23 protein-coding genes and 1 pseudogene are annotated in these 21,554 nt (G+C 72.8%); 10 read left to right on the top strand and 14 right to left on the bottom strand.

The window, feature by feature from the left end; translation table 11 throughout:
- The coding region (locus tag ABD308_RS29990) for a hypothetical protein (protein WP_344341765.1) at positions 1–654 on the top strand (654 nt) is incomplete at its 5' end.
- A 32-nt stretch (positions 655–686) separates the two neighbouring features.
- Positions 687–875 carry a hypothetical protein gene (locus ABD308_RS29985; RefSeq protein ID WP_344341762.1) on the top strand — a complete coding sequence of 63 codons (189 nt, stop codon included), beginning with the start codon at positions 687–689 and terminating at the stop codon, positions 873–875.
- Positions 876–1,090: 215 nt separating this feature from the next.
- Here the strand turns inward: ABD308_RS29985 and ABD308_RS29980 are convergent, their stop codons facing one another.
- From ABD308_RS29980 to ABD308_RS29970, 3 genes are all read right to left on the bottom strand, one after another.
- The gene (locus ABD308_RS29980) at positions 1,091–1,354 is read right to left on the bottom strand and encodes a hypothetical protein (protein ID WP_344341759.1); all 264 of its coding nucleotides are present in this window, start codon (positions 1,352–1,354) and stop codon (positions 1,091–1,093) included.
- Between the two features lie 856 nt (positions 1,355–2,210).
- Entirely contained in the window at positions 2,211–2,897 is a 687-nt protein-coding gene (locus ABD308_RS29975) for a hypothetical protein (RefSeq protein WP_344341756.1), read from the bottom strand.
- A 255-nt stretch (positions 2,898–3,152) separates the two neighbouring features.
- The gene (locus tag ABD308_RS29970; RefSeq protein ID WP_344341753.1) at positions 3,153–4,286 is read right to left on the bottom strand and encodes an FAD-dependent oxidoreductase; all 1,134 of its coding nucleotides are present in this window, start codon (positions 4,284–4,286) and stop codon (positions 3,153–3,155) included.
- A gap of 177 nt (positions 4,287–4,463) precedes the next feature.
- Between ABD308_RS29970 and ABD308_RS29965 the strand changes: the two genes are divergently transcribed.
- The 5 genes from ABD308_RS29965 (at position 4,464) to ABD308_RS29945 (ending at position 8,732) form a co-directional block, all read left to right on the top strand.
- Entirely contained in the window at positions 4,464–5,054 is a 591-nt protein-coding gene (locus ABD308_RS29965; RefSeq protein WP_344341750.1) for a TetR/AcrR family transcriptional regulator, read from the top strand.
- Between the two features lie 404 nt (positions 5,055–5,458).
- Complete coding sequence (locus tag ABD308_RS29960) at positions 5,459–6,121, top strand: DUF998 domain-containing protein (RefSeq protein ID WP_344341747.1); 663 nt, start codon at positions 5,459–5,461, stop codon at positions 6,119–6,121.
- A gap of 7 nt (positions 6,122–6,128) precedes the next feature.
- The gene (locus tag ABD308_RS29955) at positions 6,129–7,316 is read left to right on the top strand and encodes a sensor histidine kinase (RefSeq protein ID WP_344341744.1); all 1,188 of its coding nucleotides are present in this window, start codon (positions 6,129–6,131) and stop codon (positions 7,314–7,316) included.
- On the top strand, positions 7,313–8,035 hold the full coding sequence (locus ABD308_RS29950; RefSeq protein WP_344341741.1) for a response regulator transcription factor: 723 nt from the start codon (positions 7,313–7,315) through the stop codon (positions 8,033–8,035). The genes ABD308_RS29955 and ABD308_RS29950 overlap by 4 nt, the downstream gene beginning before the upstream one ends.
- 136 nt (positions 8,036–8,171) lie before the next feature.
- Entirely contained in the window at positions 8,172–8,732 is a 561-nt protein-coding gene (locus tag ABD308_RS29945) for a hypothetical protein (RefSeq protein WP_344341738.1), read from the top strand.
- Here ABD308_RS29945 and ABD308_RS29940 read toward each other — a convergent pair.
- The 4 genes from ABD308_RS29940 to ABD308_RS29925 form a co-directional block, all read right to left on the bottom strand.
- Positions 8,701–9,822, bottom strand: a complete 1,122-nt coding sequence (locus tag ABD308_RS29940; RefSeq protein WP_344341733.1) for an LLM class flavin-dependent oxidoreductase — start codon at positions 9,820–9,822, stop codon at positions 8,701–8,703. The genes ABD308_RS29945 and ABD308_RS29940 overlap by 32 nt on opposite strands.
- Before the next feature lie 86 nt (positions 9,823–9,908).
- Entirely contained in the window at positions 9,909–10,430 is a 522-nt protein-coding gene (locus tag ABD308_RS29935; RefSeq protein ID WP_344341729.1) for a MarR family winged helix-turn-helix transcriptional regulator, read from the bottom strand.
- A 145-nt stretch (positions 10,431–10,575) separates the two neighbouring features.
- Positions 10,576–11,448, bottom strand: a complete 873-nt coding sequence (locus ABD308_RS29930; protein ID WP_344341726.1) for a hypothetical protein — start codon at positions 11,446–11,448, stop codon at positions 10,576–10,578.
- Positions 11,441–11,950, bottom strand: a complete 510-nt coding sequence (locus tag ABD308_RS29925) for a SigE family RNA polymerase sigma factor (RefSeq protein ID WP_344341723.1) — start codon at positions 11,948–11,950, stop codon at positions 11,441–11,443. The genes ABD308_RS29930 and ABD308_RS29925 overlap by 8 nt, the downstream gene beginning before the upstream one ends.
- Positions 11,951–12,204: 254 nt before the next feature.
- On the opposite strand from ABD308_RS29925, the gene ABD308_RS29920 reads away from it, so the two are divergent.
- Positions 12,205–12,987: a hypothetical protein gene (locus tag ABD308_RS29920; protein ID WP_344341720.1), complete on the top strand. Its 783-nt coding sequence runs from the start codon at positions 12,205–12,207 to the stop codon at positions 12,985–12,987.
- A 250-nt stretch (positions 12,988–13,237) separates the two neighbouring features.
- On the opposite strand, the gene ABD308_RS29915 is transcribed toward ABD308_RS29920, so the two are convergent.
- The 3 genes and pseudogenes from ABD308_RS29915 to ABD308_RS29905 form a co-directional block, all read right to left on the bottom strand.
- The gene (locus tag ABD308_RS29915) at positions 13,238–13,504 is read right to left on the bottom strand and encodes a DUF4235 domain-containing protein (RefSeq protein ID WP_344341717.1); all 267 of its coding nucleotides are present in this window, start codon (positions 13,502–13,504) and stop codon (positions 13,238–13,240) included.
- Positions 13,501–13,725: a hypothetical protein gene (locus ABD308_RS29910; RefSeq protein WP_344341714.1), complete on the bottom strand. Its 225-nt coding sequence runs from the start codon at positions 13,723–13,725 to the stop codon at positions 13,501–13,503. The genes ABD308_RS29915 and ABD308_RS29910 overlap by 4 nt, the downstream gene beginning before the upstream one ends.
- A gap of 119 nt (positions 13,726–13,844) precedes the next feature.
- Positions 13,845–14,225, bottom strand: a pseudogene (locus ABD308_RS29905) (YihY/virulence factor BrkB family protein); the annotation flags it as partial.
- 641 nt (positions 14,226–14,866) lie between these two features.
- Between ABD308_RS29905 and ABD308_RS29895 the strand changes: the two are divergent.
- Both ABD308_RS29895 and ABD308_RS29890 read left to right on the top strand, forming a co-directional pair.
- The gene (locus ABD308_RS29895; protein WP_344341711.1) at positions 14,867–15,178 is read left to right on the top strand and encodes an ArsR/SmtB family transcription factor; all 312 of its coding nucleotides are present in this window, start codon (positions 14,867–14,869) and stop codon (positions 15,176–15,178) included.
- Between the two features lie 137 nt (positions 15,179–15,315).
- On the top strand, positions 15,316–16,530 hold the full coding sequence (locus ABD308_RS29890) for an MFS transporter (RefSeq protein WP_344341708.1): 1,215 nt from the start codon (positions 15,316–15,318) through the stop codon (positions 16,528–16,530).
- 303 nt (positions 16,531–16,833) lie between these two features.
- Here ABD308_RS29890 and ABD308_RS29885 read toward each other — a convergent pair whose 3' ends face one another.
- The 4 genes from ABD308_RS29885 to ABD308_RS29870 all read right to left on the bottom strand — a co-directional run bounded on the left by ABD308_RS29885 (position 16,834) and on the right by ABD308_RS29870 (position 20,919).
- Entirely contained in the window at positions 16,834–18,093 is a 1,260-nt protein-coding gene (locus ABD308_RS29885; protein ID WP_425554882.1) for a sensor histidine kinase, read from the bottom strand.
- Positions 18,094–18,098: 5 nt separating this feature from the next.
- Positions 18,099–18,899, bottom strand: a complete 801-nt coding sequence (locus ABD308_RS29880) for a response regulator transcription factor (RefSeq protein WP_344341705.1) — start codon at positions 18,897–18,899, stop codon at positions 18,099–18,101.
- A 152-nt stretch (positions 18,900–19,051) separates the two neighbouring features.
- The gene (locus ABD308_RS29875; protein WP_344341702.1) at positions 19,052–20,128 is read right to left on the bottom strand and encodes an endonuclease/exonuclease/phosphatase family protein; all 1,077 of its coding nucleotides are present in this window, start codon (positions 20,126–20,128) and stop codon (positions 19,052–19,054) included.
- Positions 20,125–20,919, bottom strand: a complete 795-nt coding sequence (locus ABD308_RS29870) for a D-alanyl-D-alanine carboxypeptidase family protein (protein WP_425554881.1) — start codon at positions 20,917–20,919, stop codon at positions 20,125–20,127. The genes ABD308_RS29875 and ABD308_RS29870 overlap by 4 nt, the downstream gene beginning before the upstream one ends.
- Positions 20,920–21,554: the final 635 nt, after the last annotated feature.

The raw sequence follows: 21,554 nt of genomic DNA, 5'->3' as shown, positions 1-21,554 counted from the left end.
GGTCCTCCGGCCGGGCGGCGCCGCGTCGTGCCGGTGATCGGCCTCGGCACGTGTGCCGTGGCCCTGGCCACCGCGACGATCCTGCTCGTCGCCGACGTCCCGGGCCAGCTCCGCCCGATGGCGAAGACGGTGTCGCCCGCCGCCCAGGCGGAGTTCCAGCGGATCATGGGGCTGCCGACTCTCCCGGTGTCACCGCGCATGCGCTGGCGCCAGGTCCACGCCTGGTACCGGGTCGGCGGCCGGTTCCTGGTCGAGAACGCGCTGGCCGACGGGGCCGCACTGGTGAAGGTCCTGGGCGAGGCCCGGCGCGACGAGCGGATCGACATCACCCCCGCCCTGATGGCCAAGGCGCGTCCGTTCTGCGCCGACCTGCGCAACGTCGCCAGCTGGGAGGTCTACTACTTCCAGGTCCCGGACCCGGCCGCGCAAACCGCCTGGCACCAGTTCGGGGTGACCGCCCTCGCCGCCGGCGGTCGTTGCGCCGAGGCCGTCGACCGCTCCGACACCGGCGCCTTCGCCGCCTCCGTGACCGACCTCCTCAAGGCCGTCCGCGCGGTGCGTGACACGTCCAGCCGTGTCAGGCAGATCCTCGACGACCCACAGGACCCCGTCTTCACCGGTACGCCCCTTTCCCCGCCCCAGCCCCTCCTCTGACCGGCGCCCGCCCCGGCCTCCCGGCTTCCCGGGTGTGCCGAGGCGGCCCGCCGCGCCGCGCCGCGCGGCCCGGCCCACTGGCCGAGGAGGCCGCCGGGCAGGCGCTGTTCCACGGCGAGCTCTCCACCTACCTCGCCGCCGCCATCGCGAGCGGCCTGTGGCAGCCCGAACAGGCCGAACTACCGGATGGGTTGACGGCGCGCCACTTCGAGGAGCTGTGACCGGCCGCCGCCCGCCGCGGCCCCGCAATGGCCCGGGTGCTCACCCGGACGGGCTTCCCCGCCTTCGCCGCCACCGAGCGGACGGTGCGGGCCGCCGAGGCCTGTCCGGCCGACCCGGACCTCGCCGCGGCGACCCGACGCGGACCGGTCGACCAGCTGGACACGCCGTGCCGCGCGTTCCGGTCCCGCTCGCTGTCCGAGAAGTGGCACCCGACTCAGGTCCGCTCGCCATCCGGATCAAGAGGAGGCGGAGGAGCGTAACGGCCGATCCGGCAGCGCGTGGACCAGAAGCCGACGGCCCGCAGTCGTTCACCGCTCGCGCGAGCGACGACGAGGTGGCCGCCCTCGAAGCCGACGCGATCGCCGACCGCCAAGAACAGTGGACTGTCCAGCTCGAAGGCGTATCCGCCATCGGATTCGAGTTCGTTCACGAGCACCAACCGCGAGGCGGCTGTGGTCCCGTCGGCGATCAGACGCATGACCGGATGGTCCCACGCGTCCGCGGCTGCCGGGAAGGGGACTGCTCAGGCGATGCCGACGTCGCGTGGCTGCCGGCCCCGAAGCCACCGGCGTAGAGCCGGTCGTGGTGAGCTCCTCGGCCTTGGTTCGTCTCCCGCTGCGCCAGGGTGTACGGCTCGGGGCCGTGGCGCTCGTGCACCACATGCCCGCTCCTGTCCCGTCGGGGTTCACAGGAACGGGCAGCGCGCTTGGTGGACGGGCCCCGTCGACCCGGAGGCGGGCCGGTGAGAGCCAGCAACCGGACGGGGCCGCGCGGTGCGGGGCTACGGTTGCGCCTGCCACGAACGGTCCGCCTCGGCGCGAGCCAGTTCGGCGTCGTACTGACTCGCGTCGAAGTGGAGCTGCGGTAGAGGGCGTGGGCCGGGGGCGAGGGGAGACTCCCGCGGCATCTCCCAGTCCGACCACCGCACGACCTTCCCGAACCGCCGCACGACCACGGTCAGGTAGCCACAGCAGCCACCGGTGCACTCCGGTTCCCCCAGGTTCAGACGGCGCGCCTCGCCGGTCGCCCGCAGGGGGCTGGGTCGGCCGGCCGGCAGCACATCAGCGGTGTAGGGTCCGCGGCCACCTTCGCGGACCGCCTCCGCGATCACGTCCTCGCCGTTGATCCGGAACCGCACCTGGGCGGCGGACCGGGGTCCCGGCGGTACCACCCTGATCTCCAAGTGATCGAACATCAGACCACCCTATGAGGCCTTCCGATCTCGGCACACGGCCGATTCGACCACTTACTCCGGCTGCCCGTCGGAAGGGCCCACGAGGTGCCTCTGCACCGGTCACGGGCGCGGTTCGCGCGGCTGTCGTCGGTGCCGGTGGTCAGCGGCAGTTCCCTGCGGGCGGGTCGCACAGCCGGACGGTGGCGACGCCCGGCAGGTCGGCGAGCAGGCGGCGCAGGACGGCGAGATCGGCATCGGAGGTGCGGGTGTCGAAGACGACGACGAGTCGTACGGAATCGGTCTCCCGCATGGAGACGAGGGTGGCGCCGTGGCCGAGGCCCGAGCCGTCCCAGAGGAGTTCCGGATGAGGGCCGGTCCTCAGGAGGGGACTGTCCTTCTGGACGGTGGCGACGAACGCGTCCGGCTCCTGGAAGTAGGGGGCGATCGAGGTTGTGCCGAACCTCCAGCCGGCGAAGCCGAGGGTGGCGGTGGCGACCAGGGTGCCGAGCAGGAGCGGCAGGCACCGGGGCTCGGGGCGCGCGCGGCTCGCCGCGGTGAGGAGGACGACGCCCGCCGGCGCCAGCACGAACAGCCCGATCAGGGCGCCAAGGACCGAGACGGCGAGCAGTCCCCAGCCGAATACCAGACAGGCCGTCCGGAAGGCGGTGGCGTCCCGTGCGAGAAGCGGTGCGGCGGCACCCAGGGAACCGAGCACCAGCGGACCGTCGATCAACGACCCGCCGACGAGCACCACCCAGAGCACGGCCGGCGCGCCACACAGCGTCGCCGCCACCGCCAGGACCCGCCCCGCCCGCGGCACGGACCGGAGCACGCTCAAGTTCGTCATGACCCCCCCATTATTGAACACGTTCAAACCTGGTGGGGTCACGCTACCAGGCCGCTTCAGCGAATTGAGGGCGTGCCGGTCCGCCACCCTCCTTCGGGGGCGCTGCTCGTCCGCTCCCGGCGGGTGCTCGTTGTGGTTCTCGACGTCCCGTCGGGGGCCCGAGGCCGACCCTCGGGCGGCCGGGCGCGGGCGCCGGTGAGCGCCCGCCCTGCGTTGCGGCGGAGACCTGGGGGCCAGGTGGATCGGGCGGCGGGGTCAGGGGGTTTCCGCGGCGAAGTCGGGGAGTTCGTCGGAGAGGAGTTCCTCCGCGCCGTGGTCGAGTGCTTCCTGCATGCGGTGGGAGCGGGGAAGCATGGTGCTCTCGTAGGCGTGGATGGCGGCGTCGACGCTGTCGTTGTGGACGAGGGCGAGGGCGAGTTCGCCGGCGTCGAGCATGGCCAGGTTCACGCCGACTCCCAGCGGGGGCATGAGGTGGGCGGCGTCGCCGAGCAGGGTGATGGTGGGGTCGTGCTCCCAGGCGTGGGGCACGGGCAGGGCGTGGATGGGGCGGTGGACGTAAGAGCCGTCGTTGTCGGTCATCAGCCGCCGCAGCCGCGGGGACCAGTGACGGAACCGGTCGAGCAGGTGGGTGCGGATGGCGTCGGTGTCCTGGAGGGTCAGACCCAGGTCGGTGATCCACTCCTGAGGGACGCGCTGGATGATGTAGACGCGGATGTGGTCGCCGCTGTTGCGCTGGGCGAAGAGGCCTCGTCGCCCGTCGGCGGCCGCGGCGCTGCCCTGGCCGACGAGTTCGGCGATGTCGGGGTGGGTGTTGTCGACGTCGTGGTACCAGGCTTCGAGGAAGCTGATGCCGCTGTACCGGGGCACGGCGGGGGAGATGGCGCGGCGGACCGTGGACCAGGCGCCGTCGGCGCCGATGAGGAGGTCCGCCTCCGCGGTGGTGCCGTCGGCGAAACGCAGGTGCCGGGGGCCGGTGGCGGGACCGTCGATCGCGGTCAGCGCGCGGCCCCATTGGACGGTGCCGGGTTCGAGGGAGCCCAGGAGCAGGTCGCGCAGGTGGCCGCGGTCGATCTCGGGCTTGAAGAGCTCGTCCTGGGCGGGCGTGTGGTGGAACAGGACGTTGCCGTCGGGGGCCGCCAGTTGGCGCATCTCCTGGCCCTCGGGGCGGCACGCGGCGAGGAAGGCGTCCAGGAGGCCGGCTTCGCGCAGCGCGATCTGACCGTCGTCCTTGTGCAGGTCCAGGGTGCCGCCCTGGTCGCGGGCTTCGGGGCCGGCTTCCCGGTCGTAGACGGTGGCGGCCAGGCCGTTGCGCTGCAGGATGCGGGCGCAGGTCAGGCCGGCGGGTCCGGCACCGATGATGGCGATGCGGGTGGAGGCGGGGACCGCCATGGCGGTGATCCTTACGTCGTGGGGTGGGCGAGGTGGTGCGTTCAGGGGTCGGCTGCCGGTCGGTGCGCACCTGGCCACCCTTCGTCCCGCCGCCCTCGACCCCAGAAAAACACACCGACCCAAAAGATGCAACGACACAACTTTTTGAGCAAGACAACTTCGCGTATGATGCGGCGTATGAGCGCAACCCCCGGGCGCCGCGAGCGCAAGAAGGCCGCCACCCGCCAGGCCCTGGCGGACGCGGCCCTGAAACTCTTCCTCGAACACGGCTACGACAACGTCACCATCCGCGAGATCGCGGACACCGTGGACGTGTCGACCACCACCTTGCTCAAGTACTTCCCCAGCAAGGAGGCCCTGGTGTTCGACGAGGACGCCGAGCAGGAAACGCGCCTGGTCGCCGCCGTGCTCGACCGTCCCGAGGGCACCTCCGTCCCCCAGGCCCTGCGCGCCTGCATCACGCGGGCCCGCATCAGCGCCGGCGACTCCGACGCCCGCTTCGCCGACTTCGTCCGCCTCGTGAACGACACCCCCGCCCTGGCCCAGTACGCGCAGCGCATGTGGATGCGTCACGAGGACGCACTCGCGCACGCGATCGCCCAGGCCACCGGCGCCGCCCCGGGCGACTACCGCCCGGCCGCCCTGGCCCACTTCGCCCTGGAAGCGGCCTCCTTCGCCCAGAGGGCCACTGACCCCCATCAGGCGGCCGACGCCGCTTTCGCCCTGCTCGAACACGGATGGACCACGACACCCGCACGCCGGCCGTAGCCCGAGGGGAGTCGCAACGGCCCAGGCAGCCGTCTCCCTGGCGAGCCCTGTCCCGCAACAGACCGCCGGGCCACTCCAGGCCGCGCGTCGCGCCGACGGGACGGACTGGAGCGGTATCTTCGCCTCCCCCGAGTGGTGGCGTCGGGCAGCCACGTAGCCTGACTGGCCCGATCTGGCCCACCAGACCGCTGCCCGGGCCCGCGAGGAGATGACCGGCCCCCGCGGGCGGGCATCGGGCCGTGCCGCTGGCGGCCCGGCCGCCCCGGCACGTACACCGAATGGTGCAGCCGGGCCGGGCGACGACACCGGTCGGCGTACGGCAGGGTGTCCGCATCGGGACGACGCGGCCGCCCCCGCCCCCTCCGTAGGTTCTGGACCACAGGAACGACACCGAGGAGGACGGCATGACGGCGACGAACACGGCTCCGGCCGCGGGGGTACGGACCCCGCTCGCCCTGATCGGCATCGGGGCGTTGGCGATGGCCGCGGTGGAGACGCTCAACCCGGAGTACGACCTGGTGAGCGAGACCCTCAGCCGGTACGTGCACGGCACGGCGGGCTGGCTGCTCCCGGCGGCGCTGCTGGCTGTCGGCGCCGCCTCCGCCGTCCTCGTGGTGCGGCTGGGGGCCGGGACCCGCCGGGCGGGCCGGGCCGCGCTCGCGGTGTGGACGGCGGGCATCCTGGTCGCGGCTCTCTTCCCGGCGGACCCGCCCGGACACTGGAGCCGCCCCTCCCTCTCCGAACTCGTCCACGGCAACGCCGCCTTCCTCGCCTTCGCGGCCCTGCCGACCGCCGCCGCGCTGCTCCGCGGGACGCTCGTGGCCCGGCGGCCCGGCCTGCGAACGGCCCTGAACACCCTGACCGCGGCCTCGGCGACGACCACGGCGGCGCTCGCGGTCTTCCTGGTCGACGTGATGGGCGGCGGCCCGTCGCTCGGGCTGGGCGGCGCCCCCACGCTCATCGGCCTCGCCGAACGCCTGGTGCTCGCCGTGGACTTCGGGTGGGTCGCGCTCGCCCTGACCGTGGTGGGCACCCGCCATGGGCGGGGGTGGGACCGTCGTGCATGATCGGCGCATGGAACAGCCCGCCGTCCGCGCTCCCGCCGACCCCCGCACGGACCGGCTCGTCGACGGGCTCCTCGCGGCCGGCACCGTCGTCGCGGTCCTGGCCGTCACCCTCCGGCTCGGCGGCCGACTGGACGCCGCGGGATCCCTGCCGCTCGCCCTGTGGCTGGGCGTGTCGCTCCTGGCGCGCCGCCGGTGGCCGCTCGCCGTGCTGCTGCTCGGCGTGCAGGCCGTCGTCGTGTTCCGCACCGCCGGACTCACCGACGTGGGCTGGGTGTGGCCGGTCTCCGCCGCGTACGCCACGCTGGCCGCGGACGACCGGCCCGGCCGGCCCGGCCTGCCGTGGGCGGCCGGCGTGGGCCTGGCCGAACTGGCCTTCGCCGGAGCCTGGGAGACGGGCGCAGGTGGCGCCACCCCGCGCGAGGCCCTCGGTTCCCTGGGTGCCGAGGTGCTCTGGCTCGCGGTGCTTCTCGCCGCCGCCACCGCCTACCGCAACCGGCTGCGCTGGCGCGCCGAACTCGACGGGCGCCTTCTGCGGGCCGCGCGGGAACGGGACCTGGAGGCCGGCCGGCGGATCGCGGAGGCCCGCCTGGACATCGCCCGGGAACTGCACGACGTCGTCGGGCACACCCTCACCGTCGTCGGGCTCCAACTCCGGGTCGCGGCCGAGGCCCTGGACGACTCCCCGGAGGAGGCGCGCAAGGCCCTCACCACCGCGCAGCAGGTCCGCACCGAGGCCCTCCGGGACCTCCGCGCGCTCGTCCACGTGCTGCGCGCGCCGGGGGAGGGGCCCGAGGACCCCGCGGCCGGGGTCTTCGAGATCGCGGCGCTCGTCGACCGCATGCGGTCGACGGAGCTGGACATCCGGCTGGAGACGGCAGGCGACCTCGCCGTCGTCCCCGCGCCGGTCTCCCTCGCCGTCCACCGGATCGTCCAGGAGGCCCTCACCAACACGGTCCGCCACGCCCAGGCGTCACGGGCCGAGGTCGGGATCCGGTGCGGCGGCGGACGGGTGGAGGTGAGCGTGACCGACGACGGCCGGGCACCGGCGCGGCCACCGGGGACGGCCGGGCACGGGGTGCGGGGGATGGACGAACGGGTCCGGGCGCTCGGCGGAGACTTTTCCGCCGGACCGCGAGGAAAGGGCGACGGATGGCTCGTGCGGGCCGCCATCCCTGTGCCAGGCTTCCGCCCATGACGATCAAGGTGCTCCTCGCCGACGACCAGGCCCTGGTACGGGCGGGATTCAGCAGCCTCCTCGCCCGTGCCGAGGACATCCGGGTGGTCGGCGAAGCGGGCACGGGCGACGAAGCGGTCCGCGCGGTCCGCGCCGTCCGCCCCGACGTCGTCCTCATGGACATCCGGATGCCCGGCACGGACGGCCTCACCGCGACCCGGACGATCGTCGAGGACCCCGAACTGGCGGACTGCCGGGTCATCGTCCTCACCACCTTCGAGACCGACGAGTACGTCTTCGCGGCCCTGCGCGCGGGCGCGAGCGGCTTCCTCACCAAGGAGACCGAACCGGACGACCTGCGCCAGGCCGTCCGGGCGGTGGCGGCCGGCGACGCGCTGCTCTCACCGGGCGCGACCCGACGAGTGATCGAGCAGTTCGCGCACCGCCCGGCAGCCCCCACCGACACCGCCGAACGCCTCGCCGTGCTCACCGCGCGGGAACGCGAGGTGACCCGCCTGATCGCGACCGGCCTGTCCAACGACCAGATCGCCGCCCGGCTCTTCATCAGCCCGCTCACCGCCAAGACCCACGTCACCCGCGCGATCGCCAAGCTCGGCGTCCGCGACCGCGCCCAACTGGTCATCCTCGCCTACGAGACGGGCCTGGTCCTCGCCGGCGGCCGGCGGCCCCCGGAGCAGGGATCATCGAACAGGACTGGACAGAGCCGCCTCCCGAAGTGATGGACATCCGCCGTCCCGTCCGTTCTCGGCTTGTTCCTCAACCTCGGCGGGCCGCCTGGGTGCGGCCAGTGCCGAGCCGGAGGCTGTTCGGATATTCGCTCGTCGACCGGCAGGGCGGGTCGGCAGACTGCTCGTCATGAGCAACTCGTACGCGCAGGCGGTGCTGAGGACGACGGACATCGCCGAGGCACTGCGGGTTGTCGGGCAGCTGCTTGATCTCGCCGATACCGGGGAGCTCGAAGCCGACCTCGAAGCGCTGGTGTCCACGGCCGGCGAGCTGGAGCGGCTGACCGGAGTGATGCCGGACGCTGACTGGTACCCCCGTGGGGCTGACCGGCACGGCTCGTCGTGTGAGGGCGACTCTCCGTCGGATTGCCTCCCTGTCCTCCTGAGCAGATGGTGCGCGGCCCCGGAAGCCGTGGAGGTGTTCTTGGCGGCGGCGGGGGAGGTCCCCGCCCTGGTGCGCTGGGATTTCAGCGGCTGGCCTGAGGCGCCTGATGCCGGCCTCGGCTACGGGGGCGGCAGAGGCGCGTACGTGACACTGTGTGTGAACGCCCGCGACCTCCACCTTGAGGAGCCCTCGACGGACCACACGGTGTACGTCCACGTGAAACAGGTCGAGGCCCGACGTGCGGCCTGGCTGGCGGCGCGAGTCGGCCTGCGGGTCATCGGCGAGTTGCAGATGGCACCCCTGTGAGCCGGGTTGCTACGACAGGGGCGCGGCCGTCGGCGTCCGCGCCGACATCCGGGTGTCGCGGCGGTGCGTCGTCCAGCGGGCGGCTGGGCAGTTCGCGGCGGAGCACCGGGGCGATCTCGGCGAAGAACAGCTCCAGCGTGCCCAGGTAGTCCGCGTCGTCCAGGACCTCGCCGTCCACGTGCAGGTGGAGCAGCTCGTGGCCGAAGTGCGCGTGCTGGCGCAGCACCTTGTCGATGATCTGCTGCGGGCTGCCGACGAGCACCGAGCCGTGCTCGATCCAGTCCTCGACGGTGTCGAAGCGGATCGAGCCGCCGTCGAAGGCCTGGTTGACCTTCAGCCGGGCCTCGAAGACCGGGCGGTAGCGCGCCACCGCCTCCTGCGAGGTGCGCGCGCCGAAGTAGCCCGCGGTGCCCGCTCCGACCAGGGCGCGGGCCGGGTCGTGGCCGTACGCCGCCCAGCGTTCCCGGTAGTGGCGGACGATCGCGGCGTACGGGCCGATGGCGCCGGCGCCGTTGGGGGTGAACAGGGGGTCGCCGTGGCGGGCGGCGAAGTCGGCGGAGTCGGGGTTGCTCCCGGCGCCGTGCCAGATCCGGATCTCCGGCCGGTAGGGGCGCGGCAGCGGTTCGGCGTCCTCCAGCGAGCGGCCGAGCCGGCCCCGCCAGGTGACCTTCTCCTCCCGCCACAGCCGCTGGAACAGCAGGTAGTTCTCCTGGAGCAGCTCCCACTGGTTCTCCCGGGTGACGCCGAACAGGCGGGAGGAGCGCGGGTAGGCGCCCTTGGCCACGATCAGGTCCAGCCGGCCCCCGGCGAGGTGGTCCAGGGTGGCGTAGTCCTCGTAGGCGCGCAGCGGGTCGAGCTGGCCGAGGGTGGTGACGGCGGTGAACAGCCGGATCCGCGAGGTGAGGGCGGCGATGTGGGCGAGCAGGACGGGCGGTGCGCTGGAGACGGCGGGGCGGTCGTGGCGCTCGCCGATGCCGTAGGCGTCGAAGCCCAGCTCCTCGGCGAACACGGCGTAGTCGACGAGTTCGCGGAGCTGGTCGTGATGCGGCTTGGACTGGTCGGGCAGGTGGGGCAGGAGCAGGAAGCGCATGGCGAGTCCCCCTGGTGCGGCGTCGAGTTGACGTGTCAACCCCAGCATGGGCGCGCTGGGTTGACACGTCAACCGACCCGGGGGTTTCAGGAGTCGGGATCCACGGCCTTCAGTCGCGCCGTCAGGGTGGCGGATATGCCGATCAGCTGGTGCTGCTGACGAAGCGTCAGCGGATCGGTGAGCCAGCGGCGGATGTGCGCGGCGCGCCGGGGCAGCGCGGCGGCGACCGCGGCCCGCCCCTGGTCCGTGAGCGTCACCACGGCGCCCCGCCCGCTCTCCGGGCACGGTTCCCGGGTGACCAGGCCGCGGCCGGCCATCCGGGTCAGGTGGTGGTGCAGCCGGCTCTTCTCGAACTGGGTGACACCGCTCAGCTGGTAGGGCCGCAGCCGCCCGTCGGGAGCGGCCAGCAGGGCCTGGAGGATGGCGAGGTCCGGTTCGGACAGGCCGGTCTCCTGCTGGAGCTGCTGGGCGAGGCGGCGCCAGAACAGCACCTGGGTCTCGAAGAAGCCGTTCCAGACCTCGTCCTCGCGCTCGTCCAGCCACTCCGCGCGCCCGTCCGGCCGCCCGGCCCGCTCGCTCCGCCCAGCCTGCTCCGCCTGTTCAGCCATGCTGCCGATGCTATCGACCGCCGGCGTCGCCGACGGAGTGCGGCGACCCCGGGCGGCTGCCGAGCCGCCCTCCACGGCGGGTGAGGGCATCCCGCCCGGGCACCGCAGGAACGCGCGAACCAGGTCCCTCTCCCGCCTGAAGTGACTACGGACGAGCGTTCTTGGCGCTGGGCTGTGTTTTCTGGTTGTAGATCTCCTTGCCATCCGTGTCGTAGGCGTGGACGTAGGGGGCCGGGGCCTTGCCGTTGGGGCCGGTGGAGATGGCCGCCGTGTAAACGAACGCGCCGCCGGCCATGACGGCCGGGTACTGGGTCGGGTCGTCGCCGTAGCTGATGGTGACCTTGGCGACGTCGGGCGTGTAGTGTCCGGCGCCCAGCGAGAGGTGCTGCCCGCCATCGGCCGGCGTGCTGAAGCCGTCGAAGAACTTGATCAGGTGGCCGGCGCCCCACTGATGATCGTTGATGAACGTCGCGGGGACGGACATGCTGGTGCCCTGATCACCCTTCGACTCGCACTGCACGTACTGGCCGGCGGAGTCGACGGCGACGACCACACCGTCCGCGGCCGGCGAGGCGACGGGGGTGCGGACCGCGATCACCGCCTGGTACTTCGAGGCGCCGGAGCCCAGGCAGGAGCCCAGGATCCCGGCGACGGTCCCGGCGTCGATCGGGGACGTCGCCGTGCTGATGGCGGTGGAAGCGGCCGGGGATCGGGGAGAGGCGGACACGGAGGAAGCGTCCGTGGTGGCCGCTCCCTGCTGCGGTTCCGGTGAGCGCTGCGGCTCTGGTGACTGCTGTGTTCCTGGTGACCGGGGCGGTCCCGGTGAGAGCAGCGCGGACGGGAGAGCCAGGCACAGGGCTGCCGCGGCGCAGGCCGCCGTCACGCCCAGGGCGCGCCGGCGGTGTCGGCGGCGGTCGGCGCGTCGGCGGATCTCCGCCGCGGGCAGGGTCGGTGCGGACATGTGCGTGCCGAGCAGCCGCAGCCGGTCGCCGACGTTGTCGTGGACGGGGTCAGACACGGAGCTTTCCTTCCTCGCTGGTCGGGGTAAGGTCGGCGAGCCTGGCCGCGAGCGCGGTCCGGCCGCGGGCGAGGCGGCTCTTGACGGCGCTGACGCTGGAGCCGGTCTCGGCCGCGACCTGCTCGACGGAGAGGTCGCACATGTGGTGCAGGACCAGGGCGCCCCGCTGGGCCTCGGGCAGGCCGCGGAGCGCGGTGACCAGCATCAGGTGTTCCTCGGTGGGTGGCTCGACGGCGGGTGGTTCCTGGCGGTGGCGTGCGGCCAGGTGCAGGCCCCGGGCCAGACGCCGCCAGCGGGAGTGGGCCAGCCGCCGGGCCGTGGTCCGGATCCATGCCTCCGGGGCGTCGTCCGGGTCCAGGGTGCGCCTTCGGTCCCACGCGCGGACGAAGGCCTCCTGGACCACGTCCTGTGCTTCGGACCAGTCGCCGGTTATCGCGTAGAGCTGCCCGGTCAGGCGGGAGAAGGACGCCGCGTAGAACGCGTCGAACTCCTGTGGCGTCATCAAGGGCCCCTCCTACGGGACTGTCCGTCAGTTCGCGGCACGGGCGGCCCGCGAGGAGGCGGTTCCCCGGCCGCGGCGGTGAAGCCGTGCGCCCTGGGCGGGAGCCCCCCGCCCTGTACGCACGAGCGCCGTCCCGGCGTTGCGCCTACGGCCTATGACCTGGATCACGTGTGCGGGGTGCGACCCGCCGGGCGTCGGGAGGCGTACAGGGGGCGCTGGCGTCATCCGGACGCCTGGAGGAAGGACACGGATTCATGCGTATCCGCCCGATCATGCTCGTCGCCGCCACCGCCACCGCCGCGGCCCTCGCGGCCGCGGGGGGAATGGCCACCGCCGCGACCGGTGTCTCCACGCCCGCCCCCACGGCCCACGGCAAGCCCTCCGCCGCTCCCGCCGCCACGGCTTCCGGCAGCGCCTCGGCTGGCGCCTCGGTGGTCTCCGGCAGCGGCCCCGCCGTCACCGGTGCGCCCGCCACCCCGGCCGCTTTCACCGTCACCAGCACGGCGACATCCCCGATCGACGCCGGGACCGTCGCCGAGATCCTGGGCTCCTGCCTGGGCTCCGACGCGTCGCAGTACCAGGCGGTGATCGCGGTCCGCACCCCCGTCGCCTCGGCGGACACCGACGGCGTGGTCGTCGCCGTCGACTCCGCCGGCCAGTACGTGCAGTGCGAGTCGAAGGGTGACCAGGGCGCCAGCAGGTCCGTCCCCGCGACGTTCATCAACGACCGCCTGTGGGGCGCCGGTCACCTGATCGAGTTCTTCGACGGTTTCAGCACGCCGGCCGGTGCGGGACAGTACCTCTCGCTGGGCGCCGGACACTACACGCCCGACGTCGCCAAGGTCACCATCAGCTACGGCGACGACCCGACCCAGTACCCGGCCGTCATGGCCGGCGGCGCGTTCGTCCACACGGCGGGCATCTCCACCGGCCCCAACGGGAAGCCCCCGGCTCCCTACGTCCACGCCTACGACGCGTCCGGCAAGGAGATCTACAACCAGAAGACGCAGCCCAACGTCAAGAACACCGCTCAGTAGGCGTCACTCCAGGCCCCCGGTGGTGGGGCGGCCATCCCAGCGGCAGCGCGGCGCTTGACGTGCGCAGCATTATTCTCCCGGCTTCCAGGCCGGCCGTGCCCTGGGATAGGCCGCCCCACCACCTCGTCACCCGGTCGCACACCCACGGGCAGCCGCCCTCGCGGTGTCAGGGCGCCGGGTCGGATTCCTCGACCAGAGCCCCGCCCTCATCAGACGTGATGGATTCTGCGCGACCTGCACCGAGGGACGGTCAGCCGGGCCAGGTTCCGGTCAGGCGCCGGGTGGTGGTGGCTCCCGCCCTGTCGACGGCGGCTTTGACGACGGCGAAGATCGCGCCTTGCAGGGCCGCGGTGAGGAGGATCTCCCGCCAGGAGCGGTTCTCGTCGGTCGCGTCCGGGGCGTCGTCCTCGTGGCCGAGCATCTTCCATGCCTGCTTGAAGGCCAGGCTTGCGGCCATGCCGCTGATGGCACCGAGGACGAGTCCGACGGGCTTGTAGGCGATCTTGGATGCTTTCACTTGTTCCTCCGGTTGCGGCGCAGGAGCGGGAAGACGGCCAGGGCTACGGCGATGGCCAGCAGCGGGACGCGGTTGGTCCGTGCCCGGCTGGAGGCGGAGGCGGCCTTGTCGCGCACGGCATCCGGGGTCTTCTGGACGACCAGGTGCCCGGCGTGCCGCCACGCCCGTGTCACGACGTCGCCCGCCGGCGCGTCGCTGCCGTGGCTTCCCACGGTGCTCATCGGACGCTTCACCTTCTTCCGCTGCCAGGGGTCCCGAGGCGCGCCTACCCTGCCGCTCGCCGGTCACCCACCTGGGCACCCTCGTAGTCCCTTGGTCCCCTCAGCCGGACCGTCTGACCTCAGTCCAGGCGATGGCGGTCTTCCTCGCTCCATTCCCGGGTGTCCCGCGGCTCGGTATACGGTTCCTCGTCCGCGGGGTGGCCGCCCGCGATCGCGCGCCGGCGCACCATCTCGGCGTCGAACTCCAAGGCCAGCAGGACGGCCAGGTTGGTGATCCACAACCACACCAGGAAGATGATCACGCCCGCGAGCGTGCCGTACGTCTTGTTGTACGAGCCGAAGTTCGCGACGTAGAACGCGAACCCGGTCGAGGCGATCATCCAGATCACCAGCGCCAGGAAGCTGCCCGGGGTCACCCACTTGAAGCCGCGGCCCTTGGCGTTGGGCGCGGCCCAGTACAGCAGCGCGATCATGACCGTGACCAGGACCAGCAGGACGGGCCGGCCGTCCGCGACCACGGTGGTGCCCGTGCACGTGGCGGGAACACCGGAGGCCCCACGCGTGGGCGTCGGCCTTCTTCCCCGCCACGGGGCGGGGGCGGTGACCACGAGACGGGTGTCGGCGTCGACGACTACCTGCACGTTCACGGAGAACCCGTAGGTGCGGCTCGACGCCCCGACGCCCCGGTCGCGGACCGGGACCGGGGTGCCGGGGTGGGTGCCGGGGCCTTGGGGCATCCTGATGACGGCGCCGGCGGTGGCTGGGCGGTCCGGGGTGCCTGGTTCCATCGGGTTGGTCTGGTTGTCGGGGTGGTCGTGTGGGGCAGGTGTGCCATGGGGTGGGGGTTGGGTTGGTGGGTGTCGTCGGTGAGTGGGGTTCCGGTGGACTGGGTGTTGTCTTGGGGCGGTGAGGCCGTAGAGGCCTGGTTCGGCGAGTCCCCGTCCCCGGTGGTGGTCCGCCTGGTGCCGCCGGCCGTGGCGACTGGCTGTGGCGATCGGCCGTTCTGGTCGGTTGGTGCCGGCGTCCGCGTACTTTCGGGGGTGTTGCCGGTCCCCGGGGTGGGGTGGGTCGGGTTGACACATTTCTTCGTATCGAGAATATTAGATGCGTTCCGGGGTTCGGCTCGTGAGAGGGGTGTGCGGTGGATCCGCTGGCCGTTCACAAGGCGCTCGCCAATCCCGCGCGGGCGGAGTTCCTGCTCTGGTTGAAGCATCCCGAGCGGTACTTCGACGAGGAGTACTACCTGGAACGTGGCGTCGGGTTCCATATCGGCGTGTGTGTGACGGAGATCCGGGAGCGTTCCGGGCTTGCGCAGTCGGTGGTGTCCGGCTACCTGCAGATCCTGCGGGATGCGGGGCTGCTGGTGTCGGAGAGGGTCGGCAAGTGGACCTTCTACCGGCGTGACGAGGAGACCATCGCCGCTTTCGCGGCGTACGTGCGCGACGAGCTCTGAACCGTTCCCGTCCGGTGCCGGGGGAGGGGTGTGCCCTTCTCTCGCGGCAAAATTCATCTAACTATCTAGATATGTAGCTCGGAGTGTGCGGGGCGGTGGAGCCGTGCCCGTGGACGGCCGGGCGGTGGAAGGCAGTTATGGGAAAGACCGCTCCTGTCGTTCTGACGCTCTCGTTGGGGGTGTTCGGGATCATCACCACGGAAATGGGCGTGGTCGGTGTCCTGCCCAGGATCTCCGAGGAACTCGGGGTGGCGCCGTCCGCGGCCGGGTGGCTGGTCGGTGTCTTCGCGCTGGTGGTCGCCGTCGTGGGCCCGTTCGTGACGTTGCTGGCCTCGGGCGTGCGGCGTAAGAGCGTCCTGGTGTCGGCGCTCGCGGTGTTCACGGCGTCCAACGCCGTGTACGCGCTCACCGACCGCTTCTCGGTGATGCTCGTCTTTCGGATCGTGCCGGCGGTCTTCCACCCGGTGTTCTTCGCGGTCGCGCTCACCGCGGCCACCCGGCTCGTCCCGCCGGAACGGGTCACCCGGGCCGTCACCACCGTGTTCGCGGGCGTGACGCTCGGGTTCGCCTTCGGGGTGCCGATCACCTCCTACCTCGCCGAACACCTCTCCCTGGCCGCCGCGTTCTGGTTCGGCGCGGGTGCCAATCTGCTCGCCCTGATCGGGGTCCTCGTCCTGTTCCCCGCCATGCCGGCCGAGCGGCGGCTCTCCTACGGCCGCCAGCTGGGCGTCCTGCGGCGTCTGCGGCCCTGGCTGGCGTTGACGGCCGTGGTGTTCGTCTTCGCGGCGATGTTCTCGGTCTACGGCTACTTCGCCGAGTACCTGGAGCGGGTCACCGGGCTGGGCGGGTCGGCGACCGGCGGGCTGCTGATGGCTTTCGGGATCGTGATGGTCCTCGGCAACCTGGTCTTCGGCCGGCTGCTGGAACGTGGCCCGGTCCGGACGGTGACCGTCTTCCCGGTCCTCTACATCCTCCTCTACGCGCTGGTCGGCGCTGTCGGGCCGTGGCCCGCGCCGATGGTCCTGATGGTATTGCTCTGGGGGGCGGTGCACTCGGGAGGGCTCGTGGTGAGTCAGACCTGGCTGGCCCGGGACACCCGGGACGCGCCGGAGTTCGGTAACAGCCTCTTCATCTCCTTCTCCAACCTGGGCATCACCGTCGGCAGCGCGGTGGGCGGCCTGGTGGTGGCGAGCGCCGGGACGCGGCAGCTGCCGTGGGCCGGGGCGGTGTTCGCGCTGGCGGCGCTGGCGGCCGTGCTGGCGCGGCGCAGGATCGGGCCGGAGCCGACCGAGGTGATGGCGGCGTCGGAGCGGTCGGAGCTCGCGGAGCCCGTGGTCGGGAGGGTGCCGTGACCCGGCCGGCCTGCGCGACGGTGGCGGCGTCCCTCCCTCAGCCGGGCGGCCGTCGAGGCGACGCCGCGAACCGATGGAGCACCTGGCGTGTGCCGGCTTCCTCGCCGGTTGTCTCGCTCGGCGCCATCAGCGCTCGGCGCCGCGCCGTGCGGTTCTTCGGATCTGTCATCGCGCGCATGTCCTCGCCCGGCCGGTTGCCCACACACCTGCTGCCGTAACCCGGGCGGGTAGCGCCACTTTGGTCGGTCGTGACCTGGCCGTCGCGGGGGAGTGTGGCTGTGTCTGGGGTGTCGGACGGGGGGTTCAGGTGTCCTGTGGGTGGGGGAGGTCGAGGGTGGCGAGGGCGCCGCCGTCCGGGGTGTTGGTGAAGGTCAGGGTGGCGCCGAGGACCGCGGTGTGGCCGGCGGCGATGGTGAGGCCCAGGCCGTGGCCGTGGCCGCGTTCGGTGGCGCCGGTGCGGAAGCGTTGTGGTCCGTCGGTGAGGAGGTCGTCCGGGAAGCCGGGGCCGTGGTCGCGTACCGTGATCCGGGCGCCGGTGACGGTGACCTCGACGGGTGGTGCGCCGTGTCGGTGGGCGTTGGCCACGAGGTTGGTGACGACGCGTTCCACCCGGCGTGGGTCGGTCGGGACGGTGGCGGGGTTTTCAAGGCGTAGCCGGGTGTGGCCGCCGGCCTGCGCGGCCGCGTGGGTGACGAGGTCGCCGAGGGGAACCTCGTCGATCCGTGCCCGCTCCGCGCCGGCGTCCAGGCGTGAGACCTCCAGCAGGTCCTCGACCAGGCCCCGTAGCGCGAGGACCTGCGTGCGGACCAGGCCCGCCGCCTCGTCGTCCTGCGGGAGTAGGCCCGCGGCTGTGACCAGGCCCATCAGCGGGGTGCGCAATTCGTGGGCGACGTCGGCGGTGAAGCGCTTCTCGGCGGCCAGCCGTGCCTGCAGCGCCGCGGCCATCGCGTCGACGGCCGCCGACATCTCGGTGATCTCGTCGCGGGCCCGGCCCCGTCTGCCGATCCGGGCGTCGAGGTTGCCGTCGGCGATCCGCCGGGCGGTCCGGGAACCCCGGCGCAGCCGTCGGTTCATCCGTTCCGCGACGAGGGCGGCCGCGGGTACGACGACCAGGAGTGCGGCGAGTGCCGCCTTGATCATGCTGCGGTCGAGCAGCTGGAGACTGCGGACCTGGGCTCTCATGTCGGTCCGTACGACGATCACCTTGTCGTCGTCGACCGGTGCGGCGGCCCAGAGCCAGTACCAGTTCGGTGGCTTGACGTCGTACCAGAGCGCGTACGATCCGGGCGTGCGCAGGTCGGCGACGGCCTGCGCCAGAGGTGCCGGCAGGTCGGCCGCGGATTGCAGGTCCGCGAAGTCCGGGCGCTTGCCGGTGCGTGAGAACTCCTTCTGCGCCGCGGCGACCTGCGCGGCGGCGAGTTCTTGCCCGGCCCGCTCACCGCTTTGGGCGGTCGCACGGTGGACGAGCACGCCGATCACGGTGGCGACCGCGCAGCAGGCGAGCGCGACCAGGGCCGCGGCCTTCCATCGCAGGGACCGCGGGTCGAACAGCCGGATGGCCATGGGTCTCAGTTCCGTGGGAGTTTGTAGCCGAAGCCCCGGACGGTCTCGATCCGGTGCGCGCCGATCTTCTTGCGCAGCCGTACCACGCACAGGTCGACGACCCGGGTGTCGCCCTCCCAGCCGTAGTCCCAGACGTCGCGTAGCAGGCGGCGGCGGTCCAGGACCGCGCCGGGGTTCTCGGCGAAGGCCAGCAGCAGGCGCAGTTCGGTGGGCGTCAGCGGGACCGGCCGTCCGTCCAGGCGAACCTCCAGGCCGCGCGGGTCGATGGTCAGGTCGCCGAAGACGAGGAGTTCGGGCGTGGAGGGGGTCGTCGGGGGTTGCGGGGGCCGTGCCGGTCCGCCGGTCGCGGCCGGTCCGTCCGGTACAGGTGCGTCCGGAGCCGGTGTGTCCCGTGCGGGCCGCGGGGCGGGAGCGTGGTGGAAGGTGGCGCGGCGCAGCAGGGAGCGGATGCGGGCGACGAGGACGGGGATGTCCACCGGCTTGACCACGTAGTCGTCGGCGCCGGCCTCCAGTCCGGCCACGACGTCGAGGCCGTCGCCCCGGGCGGACATCATCAGGATCGGGGTCAGGCTCTCCTCGCGGATCCGTCGGCACAGGCCGATGCCGTCGAGGCCCGGGAGCATCACGTCCAGGATCAGCACGTCGTGGGCCCCGGCCCGGAACGCCTCCAGGCCGTCGAGCCCGTCCCCGGTGACCTCGACCTCGTAGCCGTAGCGTTCCAGGGCCAGTTGCACCGAGCGGCGGATGACCGCGTCGTCCTCGACGAGCAGTACGCCGACCGGGTCGGGCACACGAATGGCGGGCAAGGGTTCTCCGATGTGTTCGCCCGGGGAGCCGCACTCGTCCGGGCCCGGCGGGTGATCGATCGTAACCGTACGAGGGGCGGGGGCGGCTCTGGGGTCCGGGGTCCGGGGTCCGGGTCCTGGGGGTTCGGGATTCGCGTCGGCCGCGTGGCTGGTCACAGTCGTAGGGACGCCGCGACCGGTAGGTGGTCGCTGCCGGTCGCGGGCAGGGTCCACGCCGCCCGTGGGGTGAGGCCGGATACCAGGATCTGGTCGATCCGGACCAGCGGGAACGACGCGGGCCAGGTGAAACCGAAGCCGTCGCCGGCCTCCCGTTGCGCGGAGCGCAGCGGCCCGGTGAGGGCGTGCAGCGCGGAGTCGTCGACCGAGCCGTTGAAGTCTCCCAGGACCACGATCCGTGTGAGCCGCTCGGCCCGGAGGGCTTCGGCGAGTCTGGCCGCCGCCTCGTTGCGGCTGGCCGTGGCGAAGCCGGTGGTCGGGTACACCCGGACGGAGGCGAGGTGTACCGCGTAGAGCGCCACCGGCCCCTTCGGTGTCCGGACGGTGGCGCGCAGCGCCCTGGTCCAGGGCATGATCTCCACCGGTTCCACGTCCTCGAGCGGGTACCGGCTCCACAGTCCGACACCTTCCCGTATCTGGGAGTAGGGGTGGGTGGCCGCCAGTGCGTGTCGGAAGGTCTCCTGGGCCCGGCTCGCCAGTTCCTCCACCGCCAGGACGTCGGCGCCCGAGGCGGCCAGCGCGCGGGCGGTGCGGCCCGGATCGGGGTTCTCCTCGTTCACGTTGTGGCTCACCACCGTGAAGTCGCCGCCTCCGGATCTCTTGTCGATGAGAGCGGGCCCGAACAGGGCGCTCCACACCAGGGCGGGGACCAGCACGGCGGTCGCCGCCAGGACCGACCGGCGTATCGCCGCGCAGCACAGCAGCAGCAGGATGCCCAGCCCTGACCACGGCAGCACCGTCTGGCAGAGACTGCCGAGGTTGCCGACGGCGTTCGGCAGGTGGGAGCTCAGGGCCAGGGGAGCGGCGCAGAGCAGCGCGGCCACGGCGACCAGCCATCCACGCGGCCGGTGCCGCTCTCGCCGCCCCCGCCCGCCGGGCCGGGCGGCCGCCGCTGGCCCGCCCCCGGGCGGAGTCGTCGGCGGGGCCGTGCCCGTGCCCATGCCCATGCCGACGCCCTCGCCCTCGCTCATGCCGGTACCCATGTCCGTGCCGATGCCCATGCCCGTGTTCACGCCCACTCCCGACGGCCGCCGTCGAGGGCGGGCAGGACCTGCGGCAACTTCTGTCCCAGCGCGTCGACGAGCCGTCCGCTGTTCTCCAACGCCGCCCGCATACCTTCGGTGGGCGTCGTACCGGCGCGCTGGCCCAGCACCACGCCGAGGACGAGCCGGTGTCCCGACCCGGCCCCGCCTTCGGGTACTTCCAGGGCCCACATCAGGTTGCCGCCCGCCGGTGTGCTTGAACCGGTCTTCAGCCCCACCACCCCGGGGCGGTCGAGCAACGTGTTGGTGTTGCGCAACGGTGCCGCGCGGCCCGGCAGGGTGGTGCTGCGCAGGGCGACGGTGGCGCGCAGTGCCGGGTCCTTCATCGCCTCGCGGGCCAGTACCACCTGGTCGGCCGCCGTGGACACGGTCGTGGATTCGATCCCGCTGGATCCGGTGTAGGTCGTCGCGGTCATCCCCAGCCGGGCCGCCTCCGCGTTCATCCGCTGGACGAACGCCTCCTCGCTGCCCGCGTCCCAGCGGGCCAGCAGCCGGGCCACGTTGTTCGCGGACGGGAGCAGCATCACCTCCAGTAGCTTGCGCTGGGTGAGCCGCTGGCCCGCGACCAGGGGGGCCGTCGACTCGCTCGTCGACGCCGACTCGGCCGCCGCCTGGTCGTCCACCGTGATCGTCGGGCCGTCCTCGCCGTCCCGCAGGGGGTGGTCCCGCAGCACGACGTACGCCGTCATCACCTTGGTGACACTCGCGATCGGTACCGGCCGCTGCGGTCCGTTCACCCCCAGGACACCGACCTTCGTCACGGCGACCGCCGACTGTCCTTCCTGCGGCCACGGCAGATCGAGATCGACGACGGGCGCGGGAGCCGGCAACGTCGGCGGTCCTTCGCCCCGGACGGCTCCTTTCCCGGCGGGGCCGGCCGCGGGCCCGTCCGGCAGGGTCGCGGCCATCCCACCGCCGGCGCCCGTGACCAGTACCGCGGCCAGCAGCCACAGCATTTTGCGGCGAGGTGTCCGGCGAGGGTCCGGCGCGGCGTGGGGATCGTGGTCTTCACGTTTCGTCATGGCGGACACGGCTACTGACTCCCGAAGCAGAGGAACACGGAGCCCCGGTGGCACGGATGGTCACCAGGGGTGTGTCCACAGACTCCGCGACGGCTGCTTCGAGCCGGTCGTCGCTCGACTTCCGCGAGCACGCGATCGTGTATCAACCACGTACCGGATGTGCTCGCCGCTCGCCGCCGGCCCCACCAGCCCCGCCGCGCTGAGGCGTACCGCCGCCCGCCGCGTCCCGTCCACCTCCGGCTCGCCGCTGCGCCGGAAGGCGCAGCCCCGCAGGCCCGCAGGCCGCGTCGGCGTGACGATCGGCTGGACGGCACAACCCGACCACCGACCACTGACCACCGCACGCCGACCGCCGCATGCCGTGTGCGTCGTAC

Source organism: Kitasatospora putterlickiae (genome assembly GCF_039527695.1).
Taxonomy (GTDB): Bacteria; Actinomycetota; Actinomycetes; order Streptomycetales; family Streptomycetaceae; genus Kitasatospora; species Kitasatospora putterlickiae.
This window is presented reverse-complemented; position numbering and strand designations above follow the sequence as displayed.

Excerpts from the sequence above, each read along its gene's own strand:
- ABD308_RS29980 (WP_344341759.1), bottom strand. The coding sequence starts at position 1,354 with ATGCGTCTGATCGCCGACGGGACCACAGCCGCCTCGCGGTTGGTGCTC.
- ABD308_RS29975 (WP_344341756.1), bottom strand. The coding sequence starts at position 2,897 with ATGACGAACTTGAGCGTGCTCCGGTCCGTGCCGCGGGCGGGGCGGGTC.
- ABD308_RS29970 (WP_344341753.1), bottom strand. The coding sequence starts at position 4,286 with ATGGCGGTCCCCGCCTCCACCCGCATCGCCATCATCGGTGCCGGACCC.
- ABD308_RS29965 (WP_344341750.1), top strand. The coding sequence starts at position 4,464 with ATGAGCGCAACCCCCGGGCGCCGCGAGCGCAAGAAGGCCGCCACCCGC.
- ABD308_RS29960 (WP_344341747.1), top strand. The coding sequence starts at position 5,459 with ATGACGGCGACGAACACGGCTCCGGCCGCGGGGGTACGGACCCCGCTC.
- ABD308_RS29955 (WP_344341744.1), top strand. The coding sequence starts at position 6,129 with ATGGAACAGCCCGCCGTCCGCGCTCCCGCCGACCCCCGCACGGACCGG.
- ABD308_RS29950 (WP_344341741.1), top strand. The coding sequence starts at position 7,313 with ATGACGATCAAGGTGCTCCTCGCCGACGACCAGGCCCTGGTACGGGCG.
- ABD308_RS29945 (WP_344341738.1), top strand. The coding sequence starts at position 8,172 with ATGAGCAACTCGTACGCGCAGGCGGTGCTGAGGACGACGGACATCGCC.
- ABD308_RS29940 (WP_344341733.1), bottom strand. The coding sequence starts at position 9,822 with ATGCGCTTCCTGCTCCTGCCCCACCTGCCCGACCAGTCCAAGCCGCAT.
- ABD308_RS29935 (WP_344341729.1), bottom strand. The coding sequence starts at position 10,430 with ATGGCTGAACAGGCGGAGCAGGCTGGGCGGAGCGAGCGGGCCGGGCGG.
- ABD308_RS29925 (WP_344341723.1), bottom strand. The coding sequence starts at position 11,950 with ATGACGCCACAGGAGTTCGACGCGTTCTACGCGGCGTCCTTCTCCCGC.
- ABD308_RS29920 (WP_344341720.1), top strand. The coding sequence starts at position 12,205 with ATGCGTATCCGCCCGATCATGCTCGTCGCCGCCACCGCCACCGCCGCG.
- ABD308_RS29910 (WP_344341714.1), bottom strand. The coding sequence starts at position 13,725 with ATGAGCACCGTGGGAAGCCACGGCAGCGACGCGCCGGCGGGCGACGTC.
- ABD308_RS29890 (WP_344341708.1), top strand. The coding sequence starts at position 15,316 with ATGGGAAAGACCGCTCCTGTCGTTCTGACGCTCTCGTTGGGGGTGTTC.
- ABD308_RS29885 (WP_425554882.1), bottom strand. The coding sequence starts at position 18,093 with ATGGCCATCCGGCTGTTCGACCCGCGGTCCCTGCGATGGAAGGCCGCG.